The organism is Streptomyces hebeiensis, assembly GCF_052983195.1.
In genome coordinates, this window is the sequence record NZ_CM129812.1 from 1,960,916 (window position 1) to 1,983,040 (window position 22,125).

Below are 22,125 nucleotides of genomic sequence, written 5' to 3' on the forward strand. Positions count from 1 at the left end.
ACCCGCACCCGGTCGAGGAGTTACCCGGGCGCCGTGGCTCGGCGGACGCTTTCGTGGAGCAGGGCGCGGCGGCGCTCGTGGAGTTCCGGCGGCTCCTCGGCGGTCGCCGCGTAGACGTTGCTCACCGGCGACCACGCCATGGACATGGCGATGACGACGGCCATCACGTCGAACGGGTCCCCCTCCCGCACCAGTCCCGCGGCCTGCGCCTCGGCGATGGCGCGCAGCTTGTGGTCGTCGAGGCGGTCGGCGTCGGCGACCAGGTGGCCCGCCGGACGCCGTTCCAGGCGCGCCCAGGTGGCCAGCCGGATGAGGTCGGGGCGGCGGAGGTATTCGTCGTAGAGGCGCACGGCCCAGTCGGCGAGGTCGCCGGCGTCGATCGGGACGACGTTCATGATCCGCTCGAGCGAGCCGAAGAAGATGGCGTCGAAGAGCCCTTCCTTGCTGCCGAAGTACGCGTAGAGCTGCGCCTTGTTGGTGCGTGCGGCGGCCACGATGCGCTCGACGCGCGCCCCGGCGATCCCGTGCTCGGCGAATTCCCGGGTCGCCACGTCGAGGATGCGCCGACGTGTCGCGGCTCCGCGCGCGGTCAGGGGCTGGTCGGACATGGGCCGACTATACCAAACAGAACAGTCGGTTTGCCTATCCGTCCCGTGCGGGGCTACGGTGAATAAACCGAACGGTCTGTTTGAGGGAGTACTCCATGCGATCCACATCCGGCTGGCGGGCGGAGGGCCCGGCCGCGACCCTGCGAAGGGCGGCGCTGGAACGGCGCGACCTGCGCCCCGACGACCTCGCGGTCCGTGTGGACTACTGCGGCGTCTGCCACACCGATCTGCACTCCGTCCGCACGCACGACGAGGCGGCGGGCCGGCCCCTGGTGCCGGGACACGAGTTCACGGGCGTCGTGACCGCGACCGGGTCCGAGGTCGCCCGCTTCACCGTCGGCGACCCGGTCGCGGTGGGCAACATCGTCGACTCGTGCGGCGAGTGCGCCATGTGCCGGGCGGGTCAGGAGAACTTCTGCCACGCCTTCCCGACCCTGACCTACGGCGGCACCGACCGGCACGACGGATCGACCACGCTGGGCGGCTACTCCCGCGAGTACGTCGTGCGCGACCGGTTCGTCCACCGACTGCCCGCCGGCCTGGACCCGGCCGCCGCCGCGCCCCTGCTGTGCGCCGGGATCACCGTCTGGGAACCGCTGCACTCCCTCGGCGTGGGGCCGGGGACCCGGGTCGCCGTGGCGGGGCTGGGCGGTCTGGGGCACCTCGCGGTCAAGATCGCCGCGGCGATGGGCGCCGACACCTGGGTCATCAGCCGCTCACCGGACAAGGCCGACGACGCCCGCCGGCTCGGCGCCCACGGCCTCGTCGTCGCCACGGACCCGGCGGGGACGGCCGCCGCTCGCGACCGGTTCGACGTCGTCATCGACACCATCTCCGCCCCGCACGACCTCGGCCCCTACCTGCGCCTGGTCGCCATGGACGGGACACTGAGCCAGGTCGGACACCTCGGCCCCGTCACCGTGGAGACCGTGGACCTGCTCATCGGGCGCAAGAAGCTCAGCTCGGCCGGCAGCGGCGGCATCCCCGCGACCGCGGCCATGCTGGACTTCTGCGCCGAGCACGGCATCACCGCCGACATCGAGCTGCTGCCCTCGGCGCGCGTGAACGAGGCGCTCGACCGGCTCGGGCGAGGCGACGTCCGCTACCGCTTCGTACTCGACATGTCCGATCTGGACGGACCGGCTTGAGCGGCGGGGACCCGGGCGGGAGCGAGCCGGTGCCACTCGGCCACGGCCGCGTCGCGCGGGCCCCGTGCCCCGGCACGCGGGCGCGGCCACGTGCGCGGACCCAGACATGTCAGACATGGACACAGCCACGTGCGCGGATGCGGACCCGACGCGGACGCGGCCTCGGGCCTTCCCGCGGTGGCTCCCCGCCGGTCAGCCCGGACTCGGGATCAGCCCCTCGTCGTTCAGCATCGCCCGGACCTCGTCCAGCGTCGCCTCCGCCGCCGGGAGAATCAGCTCCGACGGTTCCAGCGCGTCGTCCGGCAGGGGCTCGCCCAGTTCCCGCACCTTCGCCAGCAGCGCGTGGAACGTACGGCGGAACCCCTCCCCGTCACCGTCGCGCACCTCGGCGAGCAGTTCGTCGTCCAGCGCGTTCAACTCGGCGAAGTGGCGGTCCGCCAGCCTCACCTGGCCCTCCCCCATGATCCGTACGATCATGTCGAGCCCTGCCGTTCGTCTCTAGCGTCGGTCTCCGGCGTTCGTCTCCGGAGGTTCGTCTCCGGAGGTTCGCCGCCGGCGGTTCGTCACTGCTTGTCGAACTTGTGCTGGTTCTGCCGCGGGGCGTCCTGCGCGTCGGTGCCGCCCTCGATCGCCTGCTGCCGCTCCGACGAGCCGCCGGCGAGCTCCGCCTTCATCCGCTGAAGCTCCAGCTCGACATCCGTACCACCGGAGATCCGGTCCAGCTCGGCCGCGATGTCGTCCTTCGACGTGCCGGTCGGGTCGTCCAGCGCGCCCGAGGCCAGCAGCTCGTCGATCGCGCCGGCCCGCGCCTGGAGCTGGGCGGTCTTGTCCTCCGCGCGCTGGATCGCCATGCCGACGTCGCCCATCTCCTCCGAGATGCCGGAGAACGCCTCGCCGATCCGGGTCTGGGCCTGCGCCGCGGTGTAGGTGGCCTTGATCGTCTCCTTCTTCGTACGGAAGGCGTCGACCTTGACCTGGAGCCGCTGCGCCGCGAGCGTCAGCTTCTCCTCCTCGCCCTGGAGCGTCTGGTGCTGCGTCTCCAGGTCGCTGACCTGCTGCTGGAGCGCCGCACGACGGGAGAGCGCCTCGCGCGCCAGATCCTCCCGGCCCAGCGCGAGCGCCTTGCGGCCCTGCTCCTCCAGCTTGGTGGACTGCCCCTGCAACTGGTTCAGCTGCAATTCCAGCCGCTTGCGCGAGGTCGCCACGTCGGCGACACCACGGCGCACCTTCTGGAGCAGTTCGAGCTGCTTCTGGTACGAGTAGTCAAGGGTTTCGCGCGGGTCCTCGGCCCGGTCAAGGGCCTTGTTCGCCTTCGCGCGGAAGATCATTCCCATACGTTTCATGACACCGCTCATGGGCTTCGCGCGCCCCCTTCTGACGGACTCCAGCTCCAGCACTTCGACCAGACCCACAGTACGGGGCCTGCCTCTATTACCGCACTGTTCGGGCGCGGATGCGCTCATCCCCAAGGACGACTACGGCTCGCGCCGATCCGGCGCAGGAAGTAGATGACCTCCGGGGAGGCGGGGGAACCGCGTCCCCTCTGTCCAGGGTACGGACGGGGTGGGACGGGCTGTCCGGAGGTGTCCTGGTTCGGACACACGCCGTTGCGGGATCGTTCCCCGGCGGGGTGGGGTCCAACCGCCTCACCCCGTACCCTTGGGGCTTGTGTTCCGTAGCCGTTCCAAAGAAGAGAAGGCCCCGTCCACCTCGGTGACGACGAACGGTCCTTCCACGCAGCCCCGCGACCCGCAGGCCCCCAAGGGCCGCCCGACCCCCAAGCGCAGTGAGGCCGAGTCGCAGCGCCGCCGCGCCTCGACGACGCCGACCGACCGCAAGACGGCCATGAAGCGCCAGCGCGAGGCGCGCCGGGCGGACCTGGCCAGGCAGCGCGAGGCCCTGGCGAGCGGCGACGAGCGCTACCTGCCGGTCCGCGACAAGGGGCCCGTGCGCCGCTTCGTCCGTGACTTCGTCGACTCGCGCTTCTGCCTGGCGGAGTTCTTCCTGCCGCTCGCGGTGGTGATCCTGGTACTGAGCATGATCAGGGTGCCGCAGATCCAGACGATCTCGCTGCTGCTCTGGCTGGCCGTGATCGTGCTGATCGTCATCGACTCGGTCGGGCTCGGCTTCCGGCTGCGGAAGCAGCTCGCGGAGCGCTTCCCGGACACCCCCAAGCGCGGCGCCGTGGCGTACGGCCTGATGCGCACGCTCCAGATGCGCCGGCTCCGGCTGCCCAAGCCGCAGGTCAAGCGCGGGGAGCGGCCCTGAGCGCGGACAGACCCGGGCCCGGGGCCCCGTCCGGATTCGCCGGTGGGTCGGCGAACTGGCTGGCCGGGCTCGGTGGGCTGCGCAATGTCGTACGACAGGAACTCGTCGCCCGTCAGATCGACGAGCAGATAGCCCAGCGCTTCCCGGTCGGGCAGCGGCTGCGGGTGCTGGACGTGGGCATGGGCCAGGGCACCCAGGCGCTGCGGCTGGCGCGCGGCGGACACACGGTCACGGGCCTGGAGTCGGACGCCGAGATGCTGGCCACGGCCCGTGCGTCGCTCGCCACCGAACCCGAGGGGATACGGGAGCGGGTCCGGCTGATCGAGGGCGACGGCCGGGAGACCGGGGTCCACTTCCTGCCCGGCAGCTTCGACGTCGTCCTGTGCCACGGCGTGCTGATGTACGTGAGTGAGCCGGACGCGATGCTCGCCGGGCTGGCCCGGATGCTGGCGCCCGGCGGTCTGCTGTCCCTGCTCGTACGGAACGCGGACAGCCTGGCCCTGCGGCCCGGCCTGAACGGTGACTGGGCGGGCGCGCTGGCCGCCTTCGACACGGACACGTACACCAACCGGCTGGGACTGCGGGTGCGCGCGGACCGGCTGGACGTGCTCACGGCGACCCTGGCGGGCATCGCGGCGCCGCTGCACGCCTGGTACGGCGTCCGGCTCTTCACGGACGGCGCCGCCGACGGCCAGGAGCCGCCGGCGGACGAGGCGGAACTGGAACGGCTGCTGTCGGCGGAGGACCGGGCGGGGCGCACGGATCCGTACCGGGGGGTCGCCGCGCTGCTGCACTTGTTCGGGGTACGGGGCTGAACGGTTCGCGCACGGGCCGAACCGCCGCGCCACCGGGTCTCCGGCGGCCGGAACGCGACGGGGGCACGACGGCCGGATTCAGCCATCCGCACTGGCCGGTTCCGTGCCAGGCTGCGAGCCCCCTTTCCGCGTCCTTGAGTCCGTGACCTCCGCAACCGCATCGAGTCCCGCCACCGGCACCGGTGAAGAGAGCGCTCCCCTGCTGCCCGGCCGGGAGACCTGGCGGGCGCTGTACCGGCACATCCGGCCGCACCGCCGTGTCATCGCCCTCGGCGCGCTCCTGGCGCTGATCGGCTCCGCGAGCGCGCTGGCCCAGCCGCTCGCCGCCAAGGCGCTGGTGGACCGGCTCGGCGAGAACGGTTCGATCACCGGGATCCTGCTGTTCCTCACCGCTCTGGTGGTGTTCGGCACGGCGGTCGAGGCGTTCGGTTCCTACCTCCTCGAGCGGACCGCCGAGTCCGTCGTCCTGGCCGCCCGGCGCTCGCTGATCGGGCGGCTGCTCCGGCTGCGCCTGCCGGAAGTGGAGCGGACCCAGCCCGGCGACCTGATGTCCCGGGTCACCTCGGACACCACGCTGCTGCGCTCCGTGACGACGCAGTCGGTGGTCTCGGCGGCCACCGGCGCGCTCTCGACGCTGGCCACGATCGCGCTGATGGGGGTGATGGACGCGGTCCTGCTGGGCGTCACGCTGGGAGTGATCGTCGTGATCGGCGCCGCGGTCGCCACGGTGATGCCGAAGATCGCCCGGGCCACGAAGCGCTCCCAGGAGGCGGTCGGGCACATCTCGACGGTTCTGGAACGGGCCTTCGGGGCGTTCCGTACGGTCAAGGCGTCGGGGGCGGAGGAGCGCGAGACCGCGGTCGTGGAGGCGGCGGCGCGGGAGGCGTGGCGACAGGGCGTGAAGACCGCGAAGTGGCAGTCGCTGGCCGGGGCGTCGGTCGGACTGGCCGTGCAGATGTCGTTCCTGACGGTGCTGGGCGTCGGCGGGGCGCGGGTCGCCTCGGGAGCGATCACCGTATCGACGCTGGTCGCGTTCCTGCTGTTGCTCTTCTACCTGATCGAGCCGGTCTCGAAGCTGGTGAACGCGGTGGCGCAGTTCCAGGTGGGGGCGGCGGCCGTGGCCCGTATCGCGGAGGCGGAACGGCTGGAGACGGAGGAGGTGCAGGCGGAGGGACCACCGGAGACGGAGGGGCCGGAGACGGAGGGGCCGGGAACGGACAGACCGGCTGCCACCGGCGCGCTCCCGACGCCGGCGACGACGGCGCCCGTCACCGCCGCACCCGCACCCGCCGTCGCCGTCGCCGCATCCACCGCCGTCGCCGTCGCCGCGGCCGGCGGGCCCACCGGTCGCGGTCCCGGTCCCGGCCCGAGTCCCGCCTCCGTCGTCTTCGAGGACGTCACCTTCCGCTACCGCGAGGGGCTGCCGTACGTCCACCACGGCGTCTCCTTCGAGGTCCCCGGCCCCGGGATGACCGCCTTCGTCGGTCCGTCGGGCGCGGGCAAGACGACCGTCTTCGGGCTGCTGGAACGGTTCTACGAGACGACCGGCGGCCGGATCCTGGTCGACGGGCGGGACGTCCGCGACCTGCCCCTCGCCGAACTGCGCGCCGCCATCGGCTATGTAGAGCAGGACGCGCCGGTGCTGGCCGGGACCCTGCGCGAGAACCTGGTCTTCGCCGCGCCGGACGCCTCCGACGAGGAGATACGCGAGGTCCTCGCGCGGGCGCGGCTGGACGCGCTGGTGGAACGGCTGCCGGAGGGCCTGCACACACCGGTCGGGCACCGCGGCTCCACCCTGTCGGGCGGTGAACGGCAACGGGTGGCGATCGCGCGTGCGCTGCTGCGGCGCCCCCGGCTGCTGCTCCTGGACGAGGCCACCTCGCAGCTGGACGCGGTCAACGAGATGGCCCTGCGGGACGTGGTGGCGGAGGTGTCGCGGGAGGTGACGGTGCTGGTGGTGGCGCACCGGCTGTCGACGGTGACGCTGGCGGACCGGATCGTGGTGATGGACGCGGGGCGGGTGCGTGCGGTGGGGACGCATGAGGAGCTGGTGGCGAACGACCCGCTGTACGGGGAGCTGGCGGCGACTCAGTTCCTGGCGGCGGAGCGGTGAGCCCGGCCCGGTCCCGCCGGGCGGAGCGGTGAGCCCGGCCCGGTCCCGCCGGGCGGAGCGGTGAGCCCGGCCCGGTCCCGCCGGGCGGAGCGGTGAGCCCGGCCCGGTTTCTGGCGGCGGTGGGCCGGCGCGGGGCGGCGGCGCGGGGCCTGCGGGGCGGGCCGCGCATCGGCGTACGCCACTGATCGGCGGCGCAGCGGGAGCCACCCGCCAACACAAAAGGGATACTCCGGGCATGACTGTTTCGCTTCCACACGGTCCGCGCCGGGGCCGCTCGCGCTGGCCGCTGCCGCGTGTCACCGGCCCGGCCCGCACGTCCCGACCGGCCCGCACGTCCCGACCGGCCCGCACGTCCCGACTGCTCGCCGGGGTCGTCCTGACCGCCTCGGCCGTCCTGGCCGCCGGCTGCTCAGGGACGGGAGCGCCCCGCTCCGGGAACACCGGGGGCGCCGACACCTTCGACAACACCTCGGTGGCCGACACGACATCCCGGGCCGCGGCCGCGCCGCGGACGACCAACGATCTGCAGACCGACTACGAGACGGTCATCAGGAACGTGCTGCCGTCGGTCGTGCAGATCGAAACCGGGAACAGCGTGGGCTCGGGCGTCGTCTACGACGGGCAGGGCCACATCGTCACCAACGCCCATGTGGTCGGGAAACAGCGCACGTTCGTCGTCACGATCGCCACCGGCGAGCAGCCGCTGCGGGCCGAGCTCGTCGCCGGCTACCCCGCGCAGGACCTCGCGGTCATCAAGCTCACCACGATCCCGAAGGGCCTGCGCGCGGCGACGTTCGGTACCACGTCCAAGGTCGCGGTCGGCCAGATCGTGCTGGCGATGGGCTCGCCCCTGGGGCTTTCGGGAAGCGTCACCCAGGGCATCGTCTCGGCGATCGGTCGGACCGTCAGCGAGGGCGAGGCGGGCGGCGGCACGGGCGCGGTCATCGCCAACATGGTGCAGACCTCGGCCGCGATCAACCCGGGCAACAGCGGGGGCGCGCTGGCCAACCTGGACAGTGAGGTCATCGGCATCCCGACGCTGGCGGCGACCGATCAACAGCTGGGCAACAGCGCGGCGCCGGGCATCGGTTTCGCGATCCCGGTCTCGACGGTGAAGACCATCGCCGACCAGATCATCAAGTACGGCAAGGTCACGAACTCGGGCCGGGCGGGCCTGGGCATCACCGGCCGTACCGTCCTGGGCCCGGACCTCCAGCCGTCCGGGGTCGCGGTCGTGTCGGTGACGAAGAACGGCCCGGCGGCGCGGGCGGGCATCAGGCCCGGGGACGTCATCGTGGAGCTCGACGGGACGCGGGTGCCGACGTTCGCCTCGCTGGCGGAGCAGTTGGCGTCGGACAGGCCCGGACAGAAGGTGAGGGTGACATATGTGCGGGAGGGCTCGACGAAGGTGGCGGACGTCACGCTGGGCAAGCTGTGAGGGCGGCGTGCGCCGGCCGGGCCGTACGGCGACACCGGCGTACGACGTGGCCACGCGTACGACAGGAACCGCCGCGCGCCGGCGTCGTGCCACGGCCGGTGGAGGGCGGCGAACGACGGCCCGGCGGACGACGGTTCCTGTCGGGTGGTCAGTCGCCCGCAGCCTGCAGGCTCATGGGGCCGTACACCTCGTTGCCGTCCTCGAACAGCGTGACCTGGTCCACTCCCCCTTCGAGCAGGTCCTTCCAGACCTCGCCGACCCAGGACTCGGCGTCCCCCTGTGTGGTGAAGTCCTCCGGCTCCACCGCCGGCGCGACCTCCGTACCGTCAGCCTTCTCGAACCGCCACATCCACGCCATGTACGCCTCCGGTCCAGGTCCTGCGGAACTGATCAGCTTCCTGCCCGCAGCGTAGCCGGACGCGCACCGAACGCGGCGACACGGGAGGATCGTCTTCGTGGAACTGACTCTGCTCGGCACCGGAGCCCCCTCCGGCCTCCCCCGGCCCCACTGCCCCTGCGCGTCCTGCGCGACCGCCCTCGGTGAACGGGCGCGCGCCGCGACCTCGCTCCTCGTGGACGGGGTCCTGCTGCTGGACCTGACGCCCGGGGCCGCGCTCGCCGCCGCCCGCTCCGGGCACTCCCTCGCGGGCGTGCGCCAGGTCCTGCTCACACATCCGCACGACGGCCCCGCGGTCGAACTGCCCGCCGGTCTGCCCTCGGCGGGGCGGGTGGCGGACGGCCGGGTGCTGACGCTGCTCAGCGGGCACCGGGTGCGGGCGGTGGCGATGGACGCGCCGGGCACGGGGTACGAGGTGACGGGGCCGGACGGCGAGCGGCTGCTGTACCTGCCGCCGGGCGGCGCGCCCGCGGGGGTGTCCGGGGCGCACGGCGGGCCGGGGGTCCCTGGCCGCGCGGGCGTTCCGGGAGTCCCCGGGGCCGCCGGCGCCCGGGGCGTTCCCGGCGCTCCCGGTGTGTCCGGTGGGGCCCGGGGGGCGGCGGGCCCGGGCCCGGCCCCGTACGACATGGTGGCCGCCGACGTCACCGGCCGGCCGGAGGCGGTGGCGCGGCTGCGGGCGGCCGGGGCGGTGGGGCCGGACACGGATGTCGTGGCGGTGCACGTCGACCACGACGTACCACCCGGCGCGGAGCTGGCACGTCGGCTCGCGGCGGCGGGCGCGCGGGCGGTGCCCGACGGGACGACGCTGACGGTCGGCGCGTACCACCCGGCGCCCGTGGTGCCCCGGCGCACGCTGGTGACGGGCGGGGCGCGCTCGGGCAAGTCCTGGGAAGCCGAACGGCGGCTGGAGGCGTTCCCTGGTGTGCTGTACGTGGCGACGGGCGGCACCCGGGAAGGGGACCGGGAGTGGGACGCCCGCGTCCGCGCCCACCGCGAACGCCGGCCCGGTTCCTGGCACACCGTCGAGACCTGTGACCTGGTGCCCCTGCTCGCGGCGGAGGGGCCGCCGCTGCTGATCGACTGTCTGTCGCTGTGGCTGACGGACGCGATGGACCGGGTGAACGCGTGGGACGACGCGGCCTGGTCGGGCGGCGGCGAGAAGGCGCTGCGGGAGCGGACGGCGGAACTGGTCATGGCGGTACGGGAGACGCGGCGGACGCTGGTGGCCGTGACGAACGAGGTCGGCTCGGGCGTGGTCCCCGCGACGGCGTCGGGCCGGCGGTTCCGGGACGAGCTGGGCCGGCTGAACGCGCGGGTCGCGGACGAGTGCGAGCACGTGCTGATGGTGGTGGCGGGCCAGACGACGACCTTGCGGTGACACTTCCTGGCGGAGGGCCGTGGCGGTGACGGTGACCGCGGGTCAGGCCCGCGGTCGGCCGCTCTCCCGCCCCGTCCTTCCCGCCATCGGGGCGGGCGCCCCGCCCCCGGCGGGAGTCCGCCCGCCGGGCGCCTCCCTGCGGACTCGCCGCGTACCACGGGACATCCCCGGCGGACTCGCCCCGTATCCGCCCGGACGCCCGAGATGGGCCCGTCCGATATCCGCCGGGGCGCCTCCCGGCGTGAGGGGGACGCGGCACATACCTGCCGTGGGCACTGTGTGCCACCGGCGGCGCCTTCCACCGCGCGGGGGGCGCTCGGCAGTCTCGATCTCAGGCCCCACGGAGCCTCAACCCCACAGGGAGAGATCATGGACATCCGGCAACTGAGGACCTTCCACCGTGTAGCCGCCCTGGGCAGCGTCACCCGGGCCGCGGCCGAGCTCAACTACGCACAGTCCAGTGTCACCGGGCAGATCAAGAGCCTGGAAGTGTCCCTCGGCACCGACCTGTTCGAGCGGGTCGGGGGCAAGATCCGGCTCACTCCGGCGGGCAGCAGGCTGCTGCCGTACGCCGGGCAGATGCTGTCGCTGGCGGACCAGGCCCGCGGCGCGACCGTGGCCGACGGGCAGCCGGAGGGACAGCTGACCATCGGGACCATGGAGAGCATCACCTCCTACCGGATGCCCTCGGTACTGGAGTACTTCCACCACCGCTACCCGCGCCTCCAGCTCATCCTCCGGCCCAGCCTGTGCGCGGAGACCCTGCACGCCCTGCGCCAGGGCGACTTCGACGCGGGCTTCCTGATGGAGGCCGAGACCCAGCACTCCGGGGTGCACAGCGAGGTGCTCGGCAGGGAGCCGCTCGCCGTGGTGGCCGCGCCGAACCACCGCCTCGCGGGCGAGGCCAAGGTCTCCACGGACGATCTGCGCGAGGAGGCCGTCCTGGCGCCCGAGGCCGGCTGCGCCTACCGGGAACTGCTGGAGGCGGAGCTGAACGACGGCTCGGGAGAGCCGGTGCCGTTCCTGGAGTTCGGCACCATCGAGGCCATCAAGCGCGGGGTCGGCGCCGGACTCGGCATCAGCCTGCTGCCCCGGATGACCGTCACGGAGGAACTGGCCGCGGGCACCCTCGCCCAACTGGCCTGGGAGCCGCCCTTCGAGCTGTACACCCAGCTCGCCTGGCGCAAGGGAGCCCCGCTGTCCCGGGAGCGTCAGGTGTTCATCGACCGGGTCCTCGAATCCCTCAGCCACGAATACCGCGCCCAGGCCGACTGACCGGGACGCCGCGGAGAATCGTCTTCGCCGCAATCCGTCCAAGGTCATCAGGAAAGCCAATAACGGCCATCCGCGATGGCGAACAGATTTCCTGGACTTGCCGGTGAGTCGGCGAACACAATTCTGTAGTAACTGGTTCACGGCGAGGGGAAGCTCATGTCACAGGTCATGCGCCCGGGGAAACGGTTCATCGTATCGAGCGTGTCGTCCGACGCACACATGTGGAATCTTGTCTTTCTTCAGCTCCTGCTCGAGGAGCACGGAGCGGAGGTGAACAACCTGGGCGCGTGCGTGCCCGACGAACTCATCATCGACGAGTGCCTCAGCACGAGGCCGGACGCACTGATTCTGTCCACGGTGAACGGACACGGACACCTCGACGGGCTCAGGCTGATTCGTAAGATCCGCAGCGAACCCGCTCTGGAAGACCTGCGCGTGGTCATCGGCGGGAAACTCGGGGTGCGCGGCGCGGAGAACATCGTCTACGCCGAGGAACTCGCACTCAACGGTTTCGACGCGGTATTCGAGGCGGGCAGCGGAATAGAGCGCTTCGAGGAATTCCTGGGTGCTCTGGAAAGCGGTCCGTCCCGGGCCCGCCCGGCCCTCGCTCCCGTGGGGGCCGCCGCGTGAGCGCGTTGGCCCGGCCCAGTGCCGGCCCCGCGCCCGCCACCCGGGGTGTCCCGCCCCAGGGCCGGTTCTCGAGTTACGTCCACCGTTCCGCGGCGGCCGGGCGGCTGGCGGTGCAGCCCCGGATGGGCTTCGCCGACCTCGCCACCATGCGCGAGGGGCTGCGCGAGGTGCGCGACGCCGACGCCACGTCCATCGGCACCATCACCCTCGACAGCTACACCCGGGTCAACGACCACGACTCGGCCCGCGCCGCCCTGCGCACCGGCGCGGAGCTCAACGGCTTCCCGCTCGTCGCCCACGGCGAGCGAGCCACCCGGGAGTTACTCGAGTCCGTGTCGGGTCGCGACTTCCCGGTCCAGGTCAGGCACGGTTCGGCACTGCCGCAGCCGCTGTTCAGGGCCATGGTCGCGGCCGGGGTCGACGCCACCGAGGGCGGCCCCGTCTCGTACTGCCTGCCCTACAGCCGCGCCCCGATCGCCAAGGCGGTCAGCGCGTGGGCGGAGTGCTGCGAACTGATCGCCGAGCAGCCGGATCCGATGCACCTGGAGAGCTTCGGCGGCTGCATGCTGGGCCAGCTCTGCCCACCCAGCCTGCTGGTGGCGCTGAGCGTCCTGGAGACGCTGTTCTTCCGTGAGCACGGCCTGCACAGCATCTCGCTGAGCTATGCCCAGCAGACCCATCCGGGCCAGGACCTGGAGGCGCTGGCCGCGCTGCGCCGGCTGGGGGGCGAGCGGCTGTCGGGGGCCGACTGGCACGTGGTGCTCTACACGTACATGGGTGTCTTCCCGCGCACTCCCATCGGCTCGTTCCGGATCCTGGAGGAGAGCGTCCGGCTCGCGGTCCGCAGCGGCACCGAGCGGCTGATCGTGAAGACCCCGGCGGAGGCGTACCGCATCCCCACCATCGCCGAGAACGTGAACGTCCTGGAGTTCGCCGAGTCCATCGCCGAGGACGAGGCGGCCCGCGAGCCGTCGTTCGAGGCCACCGACACGGGGATCTACGAGGAGGCCAGGCTGCTGGTCGACAGCACCCTGGAACTCGCCCCGACGGTCGGTGAGGCACTGGTCAAGGCGTTCTCCCGCGGCCATCTGGACGTGCCGTTCTGCCTGCACCAGGACAACGCCAACAAGTCGCGCGCCTACGTCGACCCACGCGGGATGCTGCGTTGGGCCGAACCGGGGCGGATGCCGCTGAACGTGAAGGACTTCGACGCCAGGCGTCCCGTCAGCGCCCAGGGCCTGCTCGGCATGCTCGGCTTCAACGAGCGTCGTTTCGACCGCGAACAGCTGACCCGCGTGCACTCGCGCGAACTGCTGGTCGGGTCCGGTCCGAGGAGTTGGTCGTGAACACCCCCACTCTGGACGACGTACGACGCCGGGGCGCGCTGCGCACCGTGGTGAGCCGCGGCATCCGCGGTCTCTCCCAGCGTTCCGACGACGGCCGCTGGACCGGCCTGGACACCGATGTCGCCCGTGCCGTGGCCGCCGCCGCGCTCGGCGACGCCGAGGCCGTCGACTGGCTGCCCTCGGACCCGGCCGACCGGCTGCCCCGGCTCGTCGCGGGGGAGGCCGAACTGACGGTGTGCAACCTCAGCTGGACGCTGGGGCGGGAGGCCACCTCGCCGGTGCTGTTCGCCGGTGTCACGTGCTACGACGGCGAGGGGTTCCTGGTAGCCGCTGACAACGGTGTCGAGCACCCCGAGCAGCTCGCCGGGCGGCGCCTGGCGGTGCAGGCCGGCACCACCAGCGCCACCAACCTCGCCTCCTGGTACGGGAGCCGCGGGCTGTCCGTCGAGCCGGTCGCCTTCGCCACCCCGGCAGAGGCCCTGGCCGGCTACGCCTCGGGCGACTGCGCGGCCTACGTCCTCGACCGGGTGGCGCTGGCCGGTGAGCGGGCCGCGCTCCCCGACCCGTCGGCCCACCGCATCCTCGACACCGCGATCTCGCGCGAGCCGATGGCCGCGGCGGTACGTGACGACGACCCGTCCTGGTTCCGGCTGTGCCGCTGGGTGCTGCAACTGCTCATCTCCGCCGAGCACCAGGCCGACGAGTCGGGCGAGCGGGAGAAGGCACTCGCGCAGGCCGCCGAGGCGGCCGGCCCGCACGGTCCCGCGATCGGCCTCGACGAGGACTGGGCCGCCCGGGTGCTGTCCGCCGTGGGCACCTACGGGGACCTCTACGAGCGCAATCTCGGCACCGCCACGCCTCTCGCCGTCCCGCGCGGACTCAACGAGCTGTGGACGCGGGGCGGCCTGCACTACGCCGTCCCCCTGCACTGACCGCCCCTCCATGTCGTGAAAGGACCCACTCCATGAGTACCGCACCATCCGGCCAAAGCCAGGAGACGAAGGGGGCGATCGAACTCACCCTCGCGATGGTGCTGTCCGGCACCCTCGGCGTCTTCGTCGTGGAATCCGGCACGTCCCCCTTCAACGTCGTGTTCTTCCGCTGCCTGTTCGGCACGGTCGCCCTCGGCCTCTACTGCCTGGCCCGTGGCTTCTTCAAGAACCACGCGTTCACCCCGAAGAAGCTCGGCCTGGCCGCGCTCGGCGGTGTGTTCATCGTCTTCAACTGGGCGTTCCTCTTCGAGTCCTACGAGGGCACGTCCATCTCGGTGGCCACCGTCGTCTACCACACCCAGCCGTTCTACGTGATGCTGCTCGGGGCGCTGCTGTTCCGCGACAAGCTCACCGTGGCCAAGTTCGCCTGGCTGGGCATCGCCTTCGTGGGTCTGATCCTGGTGGCCGGGGTCTCCGTGTCCGACCTGACCGGCGGCGGCGACAGCGACTACCTCAAGGGGCTGGGTTACGCGCTGCTCGCCGCGGTCCTCTACGCGGCGTCCACCGTGGTCACCAAGCGGGTCACCGGGGTCCGCCCGCACCTGGTCGCGCTGGTCCAGCTCGTGCTGGGCATCTTCCTGCTCCTGCCGTTCACGACGCTGAGCGAGACGTCCGGCCTGGGCGCGGACTGGGGCTGGCTGGTCGGCCTCGGAGTGATCCACACCTGCGTGATGTACGTCCTGATGTACTCCTCGTACCAGAAGCTCCCCACCCCGAAGATCGCTGTTCTCGCCTTCGTCTACCCGGCCGTCGCGATGCTCGCCGACTGGGCCGTGTACGGACACAGCATCAGCCTGCTCCAGGCGCTGGGCATTCCGCTGATCGTCGCCGCCAGCCTGGGCGTCAACCTCGGCTGGTCCTTGCGCGGCAAGGCCGCCGCCGCTGCCGCCGCCCCGGCGCCGGCGCCGCAGCCCACGACGGAGAACAAGACAGCGAACAAGACAGAGACCGAGACCGCGGCCGGAGGCACCCGATGACTCTTGTGACCGACCCCAGCGCACCTCGTATCGCGATAGTCGGCGCCACCGGCGCCGTCGGTGGCACCCTGATCGACCTGATCGAGCGGCGGGGACTGCGCTACCGCGCCGTCGAACTCGTCGCGTCGGCCCGCTCGGCCGGGGCCGAACTCACCGTCGACGGCCGGTCCTACCCGGTGCACGCCGTCGAGGACTTCGACTTCTCGACCGTGGACCTGGCCTTCTTCTCCGCGGGCACGGAGGCCAGCGAGAAATGGGTGCCGGTGGCCACCGCGGCCGGCGCCGTCGTCATCGACAACACCATCGCGTTCCGGATGGACCCCGACACCCCGCTGGTCGTCCCGCAGGTCAACGCGCACGAGCTGGACCGCCGTCCGGTGTCCGGCGTGATAGCCAACCCGAACTGCTCCACCATCCCGCTCGTCAGAGTGCTGCGGGGCATCGAGGAACGCTGGGGCGTACGGCAGGCCGTCGTCAGCACCTACCAGGCCGCCTCCGGCCTGGGACACCCGGGCGTCGACGAACTCAAGGAGTCCAGCCGGGCCGCGCTGGACCACCCCGGGGAGGAGTACCCGGGCAAGGAGTTCGTCCCCTCGCTGGCGTTCAACGTCATCCCGAAGATCGACCGGTTCCTGGACACCGGGTTCACCCTGGAGGAGCAGAAGATGCTCCAGGAGTCCCGCAAGATCCTCGGCCTGCCGCACCTGGACGTCACCACCACCTGTGTGCGGGTGCCGGTGGTCAACGGCCACTCGGAGGCGGTCTGGATCGAGTGCCAGGCGCCGGTCGACCGCGCCGAGCTCGTCGAGGTGATCGCCGCCCTGCCCGAGGTCACGGTGCACGACCGGGAATCGCCACGCGAGTTCCCGACCCCGGCCACGGTCAAGGACCCCGACCGGGTGCACGTCGGCCGGATCCGGGTCAACCCCAACAACCCCCGCGCCTTCTGGCTCTGGGTGGTCGCGGACAACCTGACGATCGGCGCCGCGCTCAACGCGATCCAGATCGCGGAGGAGCTCATCGCCCGGGGCACGCTGTGACGGCCGAGCCGCCCGTCGTGCTCAAGTTCGGAGGCTCCAGCTTCCGGACCCTGGCAGCGTACGGGCAACTCGCCGAAGCGCTCGCGCAACGCGTCACCGACGAGGGCAGGCGCCTGGTCGTCGTGGTGAGCGGCCAGCCGGGCGAGACCGAGCAGTTCCGGGACCGGCTCAACCAGATCAACCGGCACCCGGAGGACGAGACCGTCGCCGGCCTGCTCACCCTCGCCGACACGGTCGGGGCGCAGCTGCTGTCCACCGCCCTGCACCGGGCCGGGCGCACCTCGACCGTCCTGGCGGGGCACCAACTGGGGCTGACCACCGACTCGTCCTTCATGTGGGCGCGGCTGGAGCACACGGACCCGATGCCGCTGCGCCGCGCGGTACGGGACCACGAGGTCGTCGTGGTCCCCGGTGGCCAGGCGGCGGACCGCAAGGGCCGGCCCACCTGGCTGGGCAAGAACAGCTCGGACCTGTCGGCCGTCGCCGTGGCCGCGGCCGTCGGTTCCTCCCGCTGCGAGATCCACTCGGACGTCGACGGCATCTACAGCAGCGACCCGCACCTGATCTCCGGCGCCCGGCTGCTGAACCAGGTGTCCTACAACACCGCCGCGCTGATGTCGCTGTACGGGGCGAAGGTGCTGCACCGCAGGGCGGTCCGGCTCGCCCAGCGCAACCGGATCGAAATCGTCTGCCGTTACAACAGGCCGCCGTTCCCCACGGGTTCGGTGATCGGCACCGCCGGTTCCACGGTGGCCGCGGTGGTGCTCAACCAGCGTTCCTCGGCGCTGCGCTACGACAGCGACGAGCTGGCCGACAAGGCGTACACCGTCTTCCACGCCGAGAACATCGACGCCGTACGCCTGAACTCCGGCCCGCTGGTGGCGATCACCGGCGGATTCGTCGACCTGCCCGAGTTCCAGCGCCGCCACGGCCTCACGCCCGGCGAGTACGCGGGGCTGCCCGTGACCGCCGTGCGCGGCAGCAAGGTCGTCACGCACCTGGCCGCCGACGAAGAGGACGCCCTGCACCTGGCACAGCGCCTGCACGACCACGCCAACCGCCCCGGCGAAGCCGATCTGGACCAGGACCTGCCGGAACTTCAGACTGTAGGAGTGTGATCGCATGACCACCGCCACGGAACTCAACCGTCAGGCCGGGCCCGTCACGGTGCCCACCTTCAGTGAGATCGCCCTGCCGGACGACGTGCGGGACGCCCTCGGCGAACAGCTCGGCAAGCTGCCCGATCCGAACACGGACATCGACCGCTCGATGACCCGCCTGCTGCAGATATTCGCCCAGCTCCCCGTCGGCATACTCCAGCAGATCCTGGACTTCGGCCGGCACATAGACACCCCCGGCGTCTCACTGGTCAGCAACCTGCCGGTGGACCCCGACCTGCCGGACACCCCGTCGGACGGCGGTCCCAGCACCGACAAGGCCACCTTCGTCGCCGAAGGGATCCTGCTCGGCCTGAGCGGACTGCTCGGGGAGCCGATGGGCGTGCTGACGGAGAAGGCCGGGCAGCTGGTGCACGACGTGATCCCCGTCGCCGGCGGCGCGAAGACCCAGACCAACCAGGGGTCGGAGGTCTTCCTCAACTTCCACAGCGACATCATGCACGACGTGATCGGCCGTTACGACGTGGCCAACCCGGACTTCCTGGTGCTGAACTGCCTGCGCCAGGACCATGACGGCGTCGCCGGCACCTTCTACGCCGACGTCCGGGACATCTCGGCCGCGCTGGCGCCGGAGATCCTGGACGCGCTGCGCAGCCCGCTCTTCCGGCTGAACGCGCCGGGCAGTTACGTCCGTGACGTGGCGGGCGGCAAGGACGTGCTCTCCGAGCCGGTGTCGATCATCAGCGGTCCCCTCGACTACCCGGAGATCGCCGTGTCCGCCAACGGGGTGCGCCCGCTGACCAGGACGGCCGAGGAGGCCCTCGCCGCCCTCCAGGAGACCTGCCGCCAGGTCTCGCACGCGGTCCACCTGAGCCCGGGCCAGTGCCTGCTGATCAACAACCGCAAGGGCGTGCACGCCCGCGGCAGCTTCGCGGCCCGCTACGACGGCCGGGACCGCTGGCTCCAGCGCAGCTATGTGCGCCGCAGCCTGTGGAACGTCCGTTACCGGGTGACCGAGGAGAACCGGCGCGTCCACTACTGACGGCGGCGCCCCGAGCGCACAACGCCCCGCCGCTCCCGCACCGGTGCTGATCTCCCCGTCAGCGCCGGTCCGGGAGCAGGCGGGGCGTTGTGCGTCCGGGCGGCCCGGCCGGGTGCCCGGACCCACGGGACACGCCGGTGCCACCGGGTACGGGGGATACGCGGGTGCGCGGGATCGCCCTGGCACGCGGTACCGGGCGAGCACACCGGCTCGCCCGGTACGCCGTCGAACCCGGTACGCCGTCGAACCCGGTACGTCCGGCTCACCCGGTGCGTCGGCAGACCCGGTGCGCCGGCTCACCGGGCACGGAGGTCTCACCGGACGCGGGGTGCCGAGGAGGCTCGGCGGGCAGGGGCCCTCGCGAGCAGGGGCTCAAGGGGGCCCTCACGAGCAGGGGTTCAGTCGGCGCGGGCTCAGCGGGCGGGCGACAGGGCGTGGTTCACGTCGTGCGTCGACCGCGCCGGACCGGACCGGAGGCCGGCCCGTCAGCCCCAGACGCTCTGCGGCAGCGGCTCCGACACACCGTTCGCCCGGTTCGGCTGGAGGGCGATGTCGTCCGGCATCCACAGCCGTTCGGGCAGGTTGACGTGGTCGGCGCTGAGCCCCACGTGCAGGACGGCGGCCATGGCCCGTTCGGTCGCGGGGAGCGAGCCGACCAGCGCCGAGAGCCCTCGCTGCCGGGCCCGTTCGATCACCCCGAGCGTCGCCGTGAGCCCGCCCGCGACATCGAGCTTGACGTTGATCCCGTCGTACTGGTCCGCCACCCGGCCCAGGTCCCCCTCGTCGCCGTACGACAGGTCGCAGATGATGGGGAAGGGCCTGCGCAGCCGCGCCAGGGCGCGGGCCTGCCAGGAGGGCAGCGGCTGTTCCAGCAGCCGGACGCCGTGGGACTCCAGGACCGGCAGCATCGTGCGCAGCCGGTCCACGTCCCAGGCGCCGTCGGCGTCGGCCATCAGCCAGGCGTCGGGCCGGTGCCGGCGGACCGCTTCGAGCCGCGCGATGTCGTCCTCGACCCCGCCGGCCCCGAGCTTCAGCTTGATCGCGGGATGGGTGGCGGTGTTCCGCAGCGCGCGGGACAGCGACGCCGGGTCCAGGAGCGGGACGGTCCGGATCGTCGGCAGCGGCCGCGGCCGCGGCAGCCCCAGCAGCTGCCAGACCCGCTGCCCGCTGCGCTTGGCGAGCAGGTCCCACAGCGCGGAGTCCAGCGCGTTGCGGGCGGGCCCCGCGGGCAGCAGGTCGAGCAGGTCCACGGGGGTGATCATCCGCTCCAGACGGTGGCGCACCGCGTCCACCTGGGCGAGCGCAGCGGCGGGGCCGTGCTCCGTCGCGTACGTGACGAGGGTCGCCTCGCCGCGTCCGGTGTGGCCCGCGTTGTGGAGGGCGACCCGGAGCACGGACCAGTCCCGGGTGCCGGGGGCAGGCCGGGTCTCGTAGAGAACTCGCAGCGCCGTGCCGGTCATGGACCTGAGAAATGCCGGGTCGAACACGAGAACTCCTCACCATGACGTGTGTCCGAGGGCGATGGCGTGGTCAGCGCGGTGCCTCACCCGCCACCGCCACCCTGCCGCACACGTGGAGTCGCGGTCGGACGCGGTCCGGGCGCGCGGCAGCCGCGGTGACGTTCCCCGGCACGCCGAACGAGCCGTGTCGCATGACGATGTCCTCCCCGGGGCGGATTCCCCGGCCCCTGGGGACGATCCTGGCCCGCGGGTGCCGCCCGGCGCCAGACTCGGTGGGCGGCCTCCGGCTGCCGTGGCCGCTTGAGGTCAGGACCTCTCAGCCGAGCAGCCCGCGCCGCGCGGCCTCGAAGCCGGCCTGGAAGCGGCTCTCCACCCCGAGCCTGGTCATCAGGTCCGCCATCACGCGGCGCAGCGTCCGTACGGAAAGGCCCAGTTCGCGGGCTATGGCCTCGTCCTTGCGTCCCGTGGCCATCAGCCGCAGCACCCAGAGCTGCTGGGCGCTGAGTTCGTCCTCGTGGCCGGCATCGGCCGGCTCCAGGGGCGACGCCGAGGCCCAGCACATCTCGAACACCTTGACCAGCAGGGCGGTGACGGCCTCGCCCCTGAGCACCATCATGGCGTCGGCCGCGTTGGTGTGGAGCGCGGGCACCAGCGCCTGCACCCGGTCGACGAGGGTGAAGCGGAACGGGACGATGCTGGCGATGCGCAGCTTCGCTCCCGCGTCGCGCAGTTCCTGGAGGTGGGCCATCGAGTGGATGATCCGGGTCATCGGCCGCAGGTGGATGCTGCGGACCGCCACGCCGCGCTCCAGTAAGCGCATGTCGCGGCGCAGCCCCTGCGCCAGGACCTCCTGCGGCAGGACGGGCCCCGGGTTGATGCTGAGGACCTCCGACGTCGCGAGGTCGGCCATGTCGCCGAGCACGCGGGCGATCACGTCCTGTCCGCTGACGATCTCGCCCGTCGCCGAGCCGGCGCGCGCGGTGTGCAGCGGGAGGAAGACCCCGCGCATCGCGTCGATCTGTTCCCGGGTCCGGCGGATCTGGTCGGTCAGCCGCGTGGCCGCCTCCTCCTCGGCCGTGAGCAGCCGCAGCAGGGCCGCTTCCGGTGTGGTCGCCGTCGCCGGGGACTCGCCGTCCGGCGACAGCGTCAGCAGTCCGACGCGCAGCAGTTCGTCCCGCGCCTGCTCGATCAGGTCGGCCGGGGCGCCGAGCCGGTCGCAGGCGCCGCGCATCGTCCAGTCGCTGTGGGCGGAGGCGTACTCGAAGAGCCGCAGGGCGTGCGAGCTGATCGTCGAAGTGCTCATGCCGACCGTTGCCTTTCCGTACCGGACCGGGCGGGGGAGGCTAAGTACGCGGGGGAGGCGCGGTGCCGGGACGTCATGGGCTGCCGGAACCGATCAGGTTCCACAGCCCGCCCAGGCGGGCCCGGCTCGTGGTGCCGGCGTCCACTCCCGGCTGCGGGCCGCCGAGGATCGCGGCGGTCAGCAGGCCCGAGAACGTCTCCGGCGGGAACACCGCGGTCAGGGAACCCTCACGCTGCGCCCGGACCACCAGTGCGGTGGTGTGCTCCGTCATGTCCGCGAGCAGATCGGACTGCACGTCACAGGTGGTGAGCTGAGGTTCCGAGGCCAGCCGGACGGCGGCCCGGAAGACGACGTCGTCGTCCATCTGCCGCGCCAGCCGCACCGCCAGCCGGCGCAGTTCCCCGCCGGCGCCGGCCCGCGGGGCGACCGGGACCGATCGCAGGTCCTGCCAGGTGCGCACGCCCTCGGCCAGGACGGACTCGGCCAGGGCGGCCTTCGAGGCGAAGTGCCCGTACAACGCGCCCTTGGTCATCCCGATACCGGCGACCACCGTCTTCAGGTGGGCCCCTGAATAGCCGTGGGCCGCGAACTCGACGGCGGCCGCTCGCAGCAGCAGCCGACGGGTCCGCGCGGACCTTTCCTGGCTCACCGGACCACCTCCGGCAGCGGCATGTGCACCATGGAGAACAAAATACCATCCCGAAGGTATTTTTATCGCCGAGGGATTCGGCCCATGACGGATCGCGGGGATCGTCATGGGCCGGCCGTGCCGGACAG

At 72.3% G+C, this 22,125-nt stretch carries 21 protein-coding genes; 14 read left to right on the plus strand and 7 right to left on the minus strand.

Annotated features, from left to right (window positions below; genetic code table 11):
- Window positions 1–20 precede the first annotated feature (20 nt).
- Window positions 21–608 (minus strand): TetR/AcrR family transcriptional regulator, encoded by a 588-nt coding sequence (locus tag ACU6P3_RS08375; protein ID WP_447196568.1) that lies wholly within the window; start codon window positions 606–608, stop codon window positions 21–23.
- 95 nt (window positions 609–703) lie between these two features.
- Between ACU6P3_RS08375 and ACU6P3_RS08380 the strand changes: the two genes are divergently transcribed.
- Window positions 704–1,756 (plus strand): NAD(P)-dependent alcohol dehydrogenase, encoded by a 1,053-nt coding sequence (locus tag ACU6P3_RS08380; protein WP_447196569.1) that lies wholly within the window; start codon window positions 704–706, stop codon window positions 1,754–1,756.
- 192 nt (window positions 1,757–1,948) lie between these two features.
- On the opposite strand, the gene pspAA is transcribed toward ACU6P3_RS08380, so the two are convergent.
- Window positions 1,949–2,233, minus strand: a complete 285-nt coding sequence (gene pspAA, locus ACU6P3_RS08385; RefSeq protein WP_030746057.1) for a PspA-associated protein PspAA — start codon at window positions 2,231–2,233, stop codon at window positions 1,949–1,951.
- An 86-nt stretch (window positions 2,234–2,319) separates the two neighbouring features.
- Window positions 2,320–3,099 carry a PspA/IM30 family protein gene (locus ACU6P3_RS08390; protein ID WP_447196570.1) on the minus strand — a complete coding sequence of 260 codons (780 nt, stop codon included), beginning with the start codon at window positions 3,097–3,099 and terminating at the stop codon, window positions 2,320–2,322.
- 325 nt (window positions 3,100–3,424) lie between these two features.
- On the opposite strand from ACU6P3_RS08390, the gene ACU6P3_RS08395 reads away from it, so the two are divergent.
- The 4 genes from ACU6P3_RS08395 (at window position 3,425) to ACU6P3_RS08410 (ending at window position 8,390) form a co-directional block, all read left to right on the plus strand.
- Entirely contained in the window at window positions 3,425–4,024 is a 600-nt protein-coding gene (locus ACU6P3_RS08395) for a DUF3043 domain-containing protein (RefSeq protein WP_030746064.1), read from the plus strand.
- Window positions 4,025–4,083: 59 nt separating this feature from the next.
- On the plus strand, window positions 4,084–4,839 hold the full coding sequence (locus ACU6P3_RS08400; RefSeq protein ID WP_447197809.1) for a class I SAM-dependent methyltransferase: 756 nt from the start codon (window positions 4,084–4,086) through the stop codon (window positions 4,837–4,839).
- Window positions 4,840–4,981: 142 nt separating this feature from the next.
- Window positions 4,982–6,952, plus strand: coding sequence for an ABC transporter ATP-binding protein (locus ACU6P3_RS08405; RefSeq protein ID WP_447196571.1), 1,971 nt, complete (start codon window positions 4,982–4,984; stop codon window positions 6,950–6,952).
- A gap of 235 nt (window positions 6,953–7,187) precedes the next feature.
- A complete protein-coding gene (locus tag ACU6P3_RS08410) occupies window positions 7,188–8,390 on the plus strand; it encodes a S1C family serine protease (RefSeq protein WP_447196572.1) in 1,203 nt (400 codons plus the stop codon).
- A gap of 148 nt (window positions 8,391–8,538) precedes the next feature.
- Here ACU6P3_RS08410 and ACU6P3_RS08415 read toward each other — a convergent pair whose 3' ends face one another.
- The gene (locus ACU6P3_RS08415; RefSeq protein ID WP_447196573.1) at window positions 8,539–8,748 is read right to left on the minus strand and encodes a hypothetical protein; all 210 of its coding nucleotides are present in this window, start codon (window positions 8,746–8,748) and stop codon (window positions 8,539–8,541) included.
- Window positions 8,749–8,845: 97 nt separating this feature from the next.
- Here ACU6P3_RS08415 and ACU6P3_RS08420 point away from each other — a divergent pair, with 97 nt between their 5' ends.
- The 9 genes from ACU6P3_RS08420 to ACU6P3_RS08460 all read left to right on the plus strand — a co-directional run bounded on the left by ACU6P3_RS08420 (window position 8,846) and on the right by ACU6P3_RS08460 (window position 18,585).
- A complete protein-coding gene (locus tag ACU6P3_RS08420) occupies window positions 8,846–10,165 on the plus strand; it encodes a bifunctional adenosylcobinamide kinase/adenosylcobinamide-phosphate guanylyltransferase (protein ID WP_447196574.1) in 1,320 nt (439 codons plus the stop codon).
- A 369-nt stretch (window positions 10,166–10,534) separates the two neighbouring features.
- The gene (locus ACU6P3_RS08425) at window positions 10,535–11,440 is read left to right on the plus strand and encodes a LysR family transcriptional regulator (protein WP_447196575.1); all 906 of its coding nucleotides are present in this window, start codon (window positions 10,535–10,537) and stop codon (window positions 11,438–11,440) included.
- A 156-nt stretch (window positions 11,441–11,596) separates the two neighbouring features.
- Window positions 11,597–12,070 carry a cobalamin-dependent protein gene (locus tag ACU6P3_RS08430; protein WP_107055594.1) on the plus strand — a complete coding sequence of 158 codons (474 nt, stop codon included), beginning with the start codon at window positions 11,597–11,599 and terminating at the stop codon, window positions 12,068–12,070.
- Window positions 12,067–13,416: a methylaspartate mutase gene (locus ACU6P3_RS08435; RefSeq protein ID WP_447196576.1), complete on the plus strand. Its 1,350-nt coding sequence runs from the start codon at window positions 12,067–12,069 to the stop codon at window positions 13,414–13,416. The genes ACU6P3_RS08430 and ACU6P3_RS08435 overlap by 4 nt, the downstream gene beginning before the upstream one ends.
- On the plus strand, window positions 13,413–14,348 hold the full coding sequence (locus ACU6P3_RS08440) for a transporter substrate-binding domain-containing protein (RefSeq protein WP_051764938.1): 936 nt from the start codon (window positions 13,413–13,415) through the stop codon (window positions 14,346–14,348). Before ACU6P3_RS08435 ends, ACU6P3_RS08440 begins: the two co-directional genes overlap by 4 nt.
- A gap of 32 nt (window positions 14,349–14,380) precedes the next feature.
- On the plus strand, window positions 14,381–15,385 hold the full coding sequence (locus tag ACU6P3_RS08445; RefSeq protein ID WP_447196577.1) for a DMT family transporter: 1,005 nt from the start codon (window positions 14,381–14,383) through the stop codon (window positions 15,383–15,385).
- Window positions 15,382–16,425 carry an aspartate-semialdehyde dehydrogenase gene (locus tag ACU6P3_RS08450; RefSeq protein ID WP_030746095.1) on the plus strand — a complete coding sequence of 348 codons (1,044 nt, stop codon included), beginning with the start codon at window positions 15,382–15,384 and terminating at the stop codon, window positions 16,423–16,425. Before ACU6P3_RS08445 ends, ACU6P3_RS08450 begins: the two co-directional genes overlap by 4 nt.
- Window positions 16,426–16,442: 17 nt before the next feature.
- Complete coding sequence (locus ACU6P3_RS08455) at window positions 16,443–17,543, plus strand: amino acid kinase family protein (RefSeq protein ID WP_447196578.1); 1,101 nt, start codon at window positions 16,443–16,445, stop codon at window positions 17,541–17,543.
- A 4-nt stretch (window positions 17,544–17,547) separates the two neighbouring features.
- Window positions 17,548–18,585 carry a TauD/TfdA family dioxygenase gene (locus tag ACU6P3_RS08460; RefSeq protein ID WP_344284057.1) on the plus strand — a complete coding sequence of 346 codons (1,038 nt, stop codon included), beginning with the start codon at window positions 17,548–17,550 and terminating at the stop codon, window positions 18,583–18,585.
- A gap of 485 nt (window positions 18,586–19,070) precedes the next feature.
- Here the strand turns inward: ACU6P3_RS08460 and ACU6P3_RS08465 are convergent, their stop codons facing one another.
- The 3 genes from ACU6P3_RS08465 to ACU6P3_RS08475 all read right to left on the minus strand — a co-directional run bounded on the left by ACU6P3_RS08465 (window position 19,071) and on the right by ACU6P3_RS08475 (window position 21,997).
- A complete protein-coding gene (locus ACU6P3_RS08465) occupies window positions 19,071–20,072 on the minus strand; it encodes an enolase C-terminal domain-like protein (protein ID WP_447196579.1) in 1,002 nt (333 codons plus the stop codon).
- 289 nt (window positions 20,073–20,361) lie between these two features.
- Window positions 20,362–21,348 (minus strand): helix-turn-helix transcriptional regulator, encoded by a 987-nt coding sequence (locus tag ACU6P3_RS08470; RefSeq protein ID WP_447196580.1) that lies wholly within the window; start codon window positions 21,346–21,348, stop codon window positions 20,362–20,364.
- A 73-nt stretch (window positions 21,349–21,421) separates the two neighbouring features.
- Window positions 21,422–21,997, minus strand: coding sequence for a TetR family transcriptional regulator (locus tag ACU6P3_RS08475; RefSeq protein ID WP_447196581.1), 576 nt, complete (start codon window positions 21,995–21,997; stop codon window positions 21,422–21,424).
- Window positions 21,998–22,125 lie beyond the last annotated feature (128 nt).

What these genes read in the sequence shown, in the direction of transcription:
- ACU6P3_RS08375 (WP_447196568.1), bottom strand. Translation starts at nt 608, where the DNA reads ATGTCCGACCAGCCCCTGACCGCGCGCGGAGCCGCGACACGTCGGCGC.
- ACU6P3_RS08380 (WP_447196569.1), top strand. Translation starts at nt 704, where the DNA reads ATGCGATCCACATCCGGCTGGCGGGCGGAGGGCCCGGCCGCGACCCTG.
- pspAA (WP_030746057.1), bottom strand. Translation starts at nt 2,233, where the DNA reads ATGATCGTACGGATCATGGGGGAGGGCCAGGTGAGGCTGGCGGACCGC.
- ACU6P3_RS08390 (WP_447196570.1), bottom strand. Translation starts at nt 3,099, where the DNA reads ATGAAACGTATGGGAATGATCTTCCGCGCGAAGGCGAACAAGGCCCTT.
- ACU6P3_RS08410 (WP_447196572.1), top strand. Translation starts at nt 7,188, where the DNA reads ATGACTGTTTCGCTTCCACACGGTCCGCGCCGGGGCCGCTCGCGCTGG.
- ACU6P3_RS08415 (WP_447196573.1), bottom strand. Translation starts at nt 8,748, where the DNA reads ATGGCGTGGATGTGGCGGTTCGAGAAGGCTGACGGTACGGAGGTCGCG.
- ACU6P3_RS08425 (WP_447196575.1), top strand. Translation starts at nt 10,535, where the DNA reads ATGGACATCCGGCAACTGAGGACCTTCCACCGTGTAGCCGCCCTGGGC.
- ACU6P3_RS08430 (WP_107055594.1), top strand. Translation starts at nt 11,597, where the DNA reads ATGTCACAGGTCATGCGCCCGGGGAAACGGTTCATCGTATCGAGCGTG.
- ACU6P3_RS08445 (WP_447196577.1), top strand. Translation starts at nt 14,381, where the DNA reads ATGAGTACCGCACCATCCGGCCAAAGCCAGGAGACGAAGGGGGCGATC.
- ACU6P3_RS08450 (WP_030746095.1), top strand. Translation starts at nt 15,382, where the DNA reads ATGACTCTTGTGACCGACCCCAGCGCACCTCGTATCGCGATAGTCGGC.
- ACU6P3_RS08460 (WP_344284057.1), top strand. Translation starts at nt 17,548, where the DNA reads ATGACCACCGCCACGGAACTCAACCGTCAGGCCGGGCCCGTCACGGTG.
- ACU6P3_RS08470 (WP_447196580.1), bottom strand. Translation starts at nt 21,348, where the DNA reads ATGAGCACTTCGACGATCAGCTCGCACGCCCTGCGGCTCTTCGAGTAC.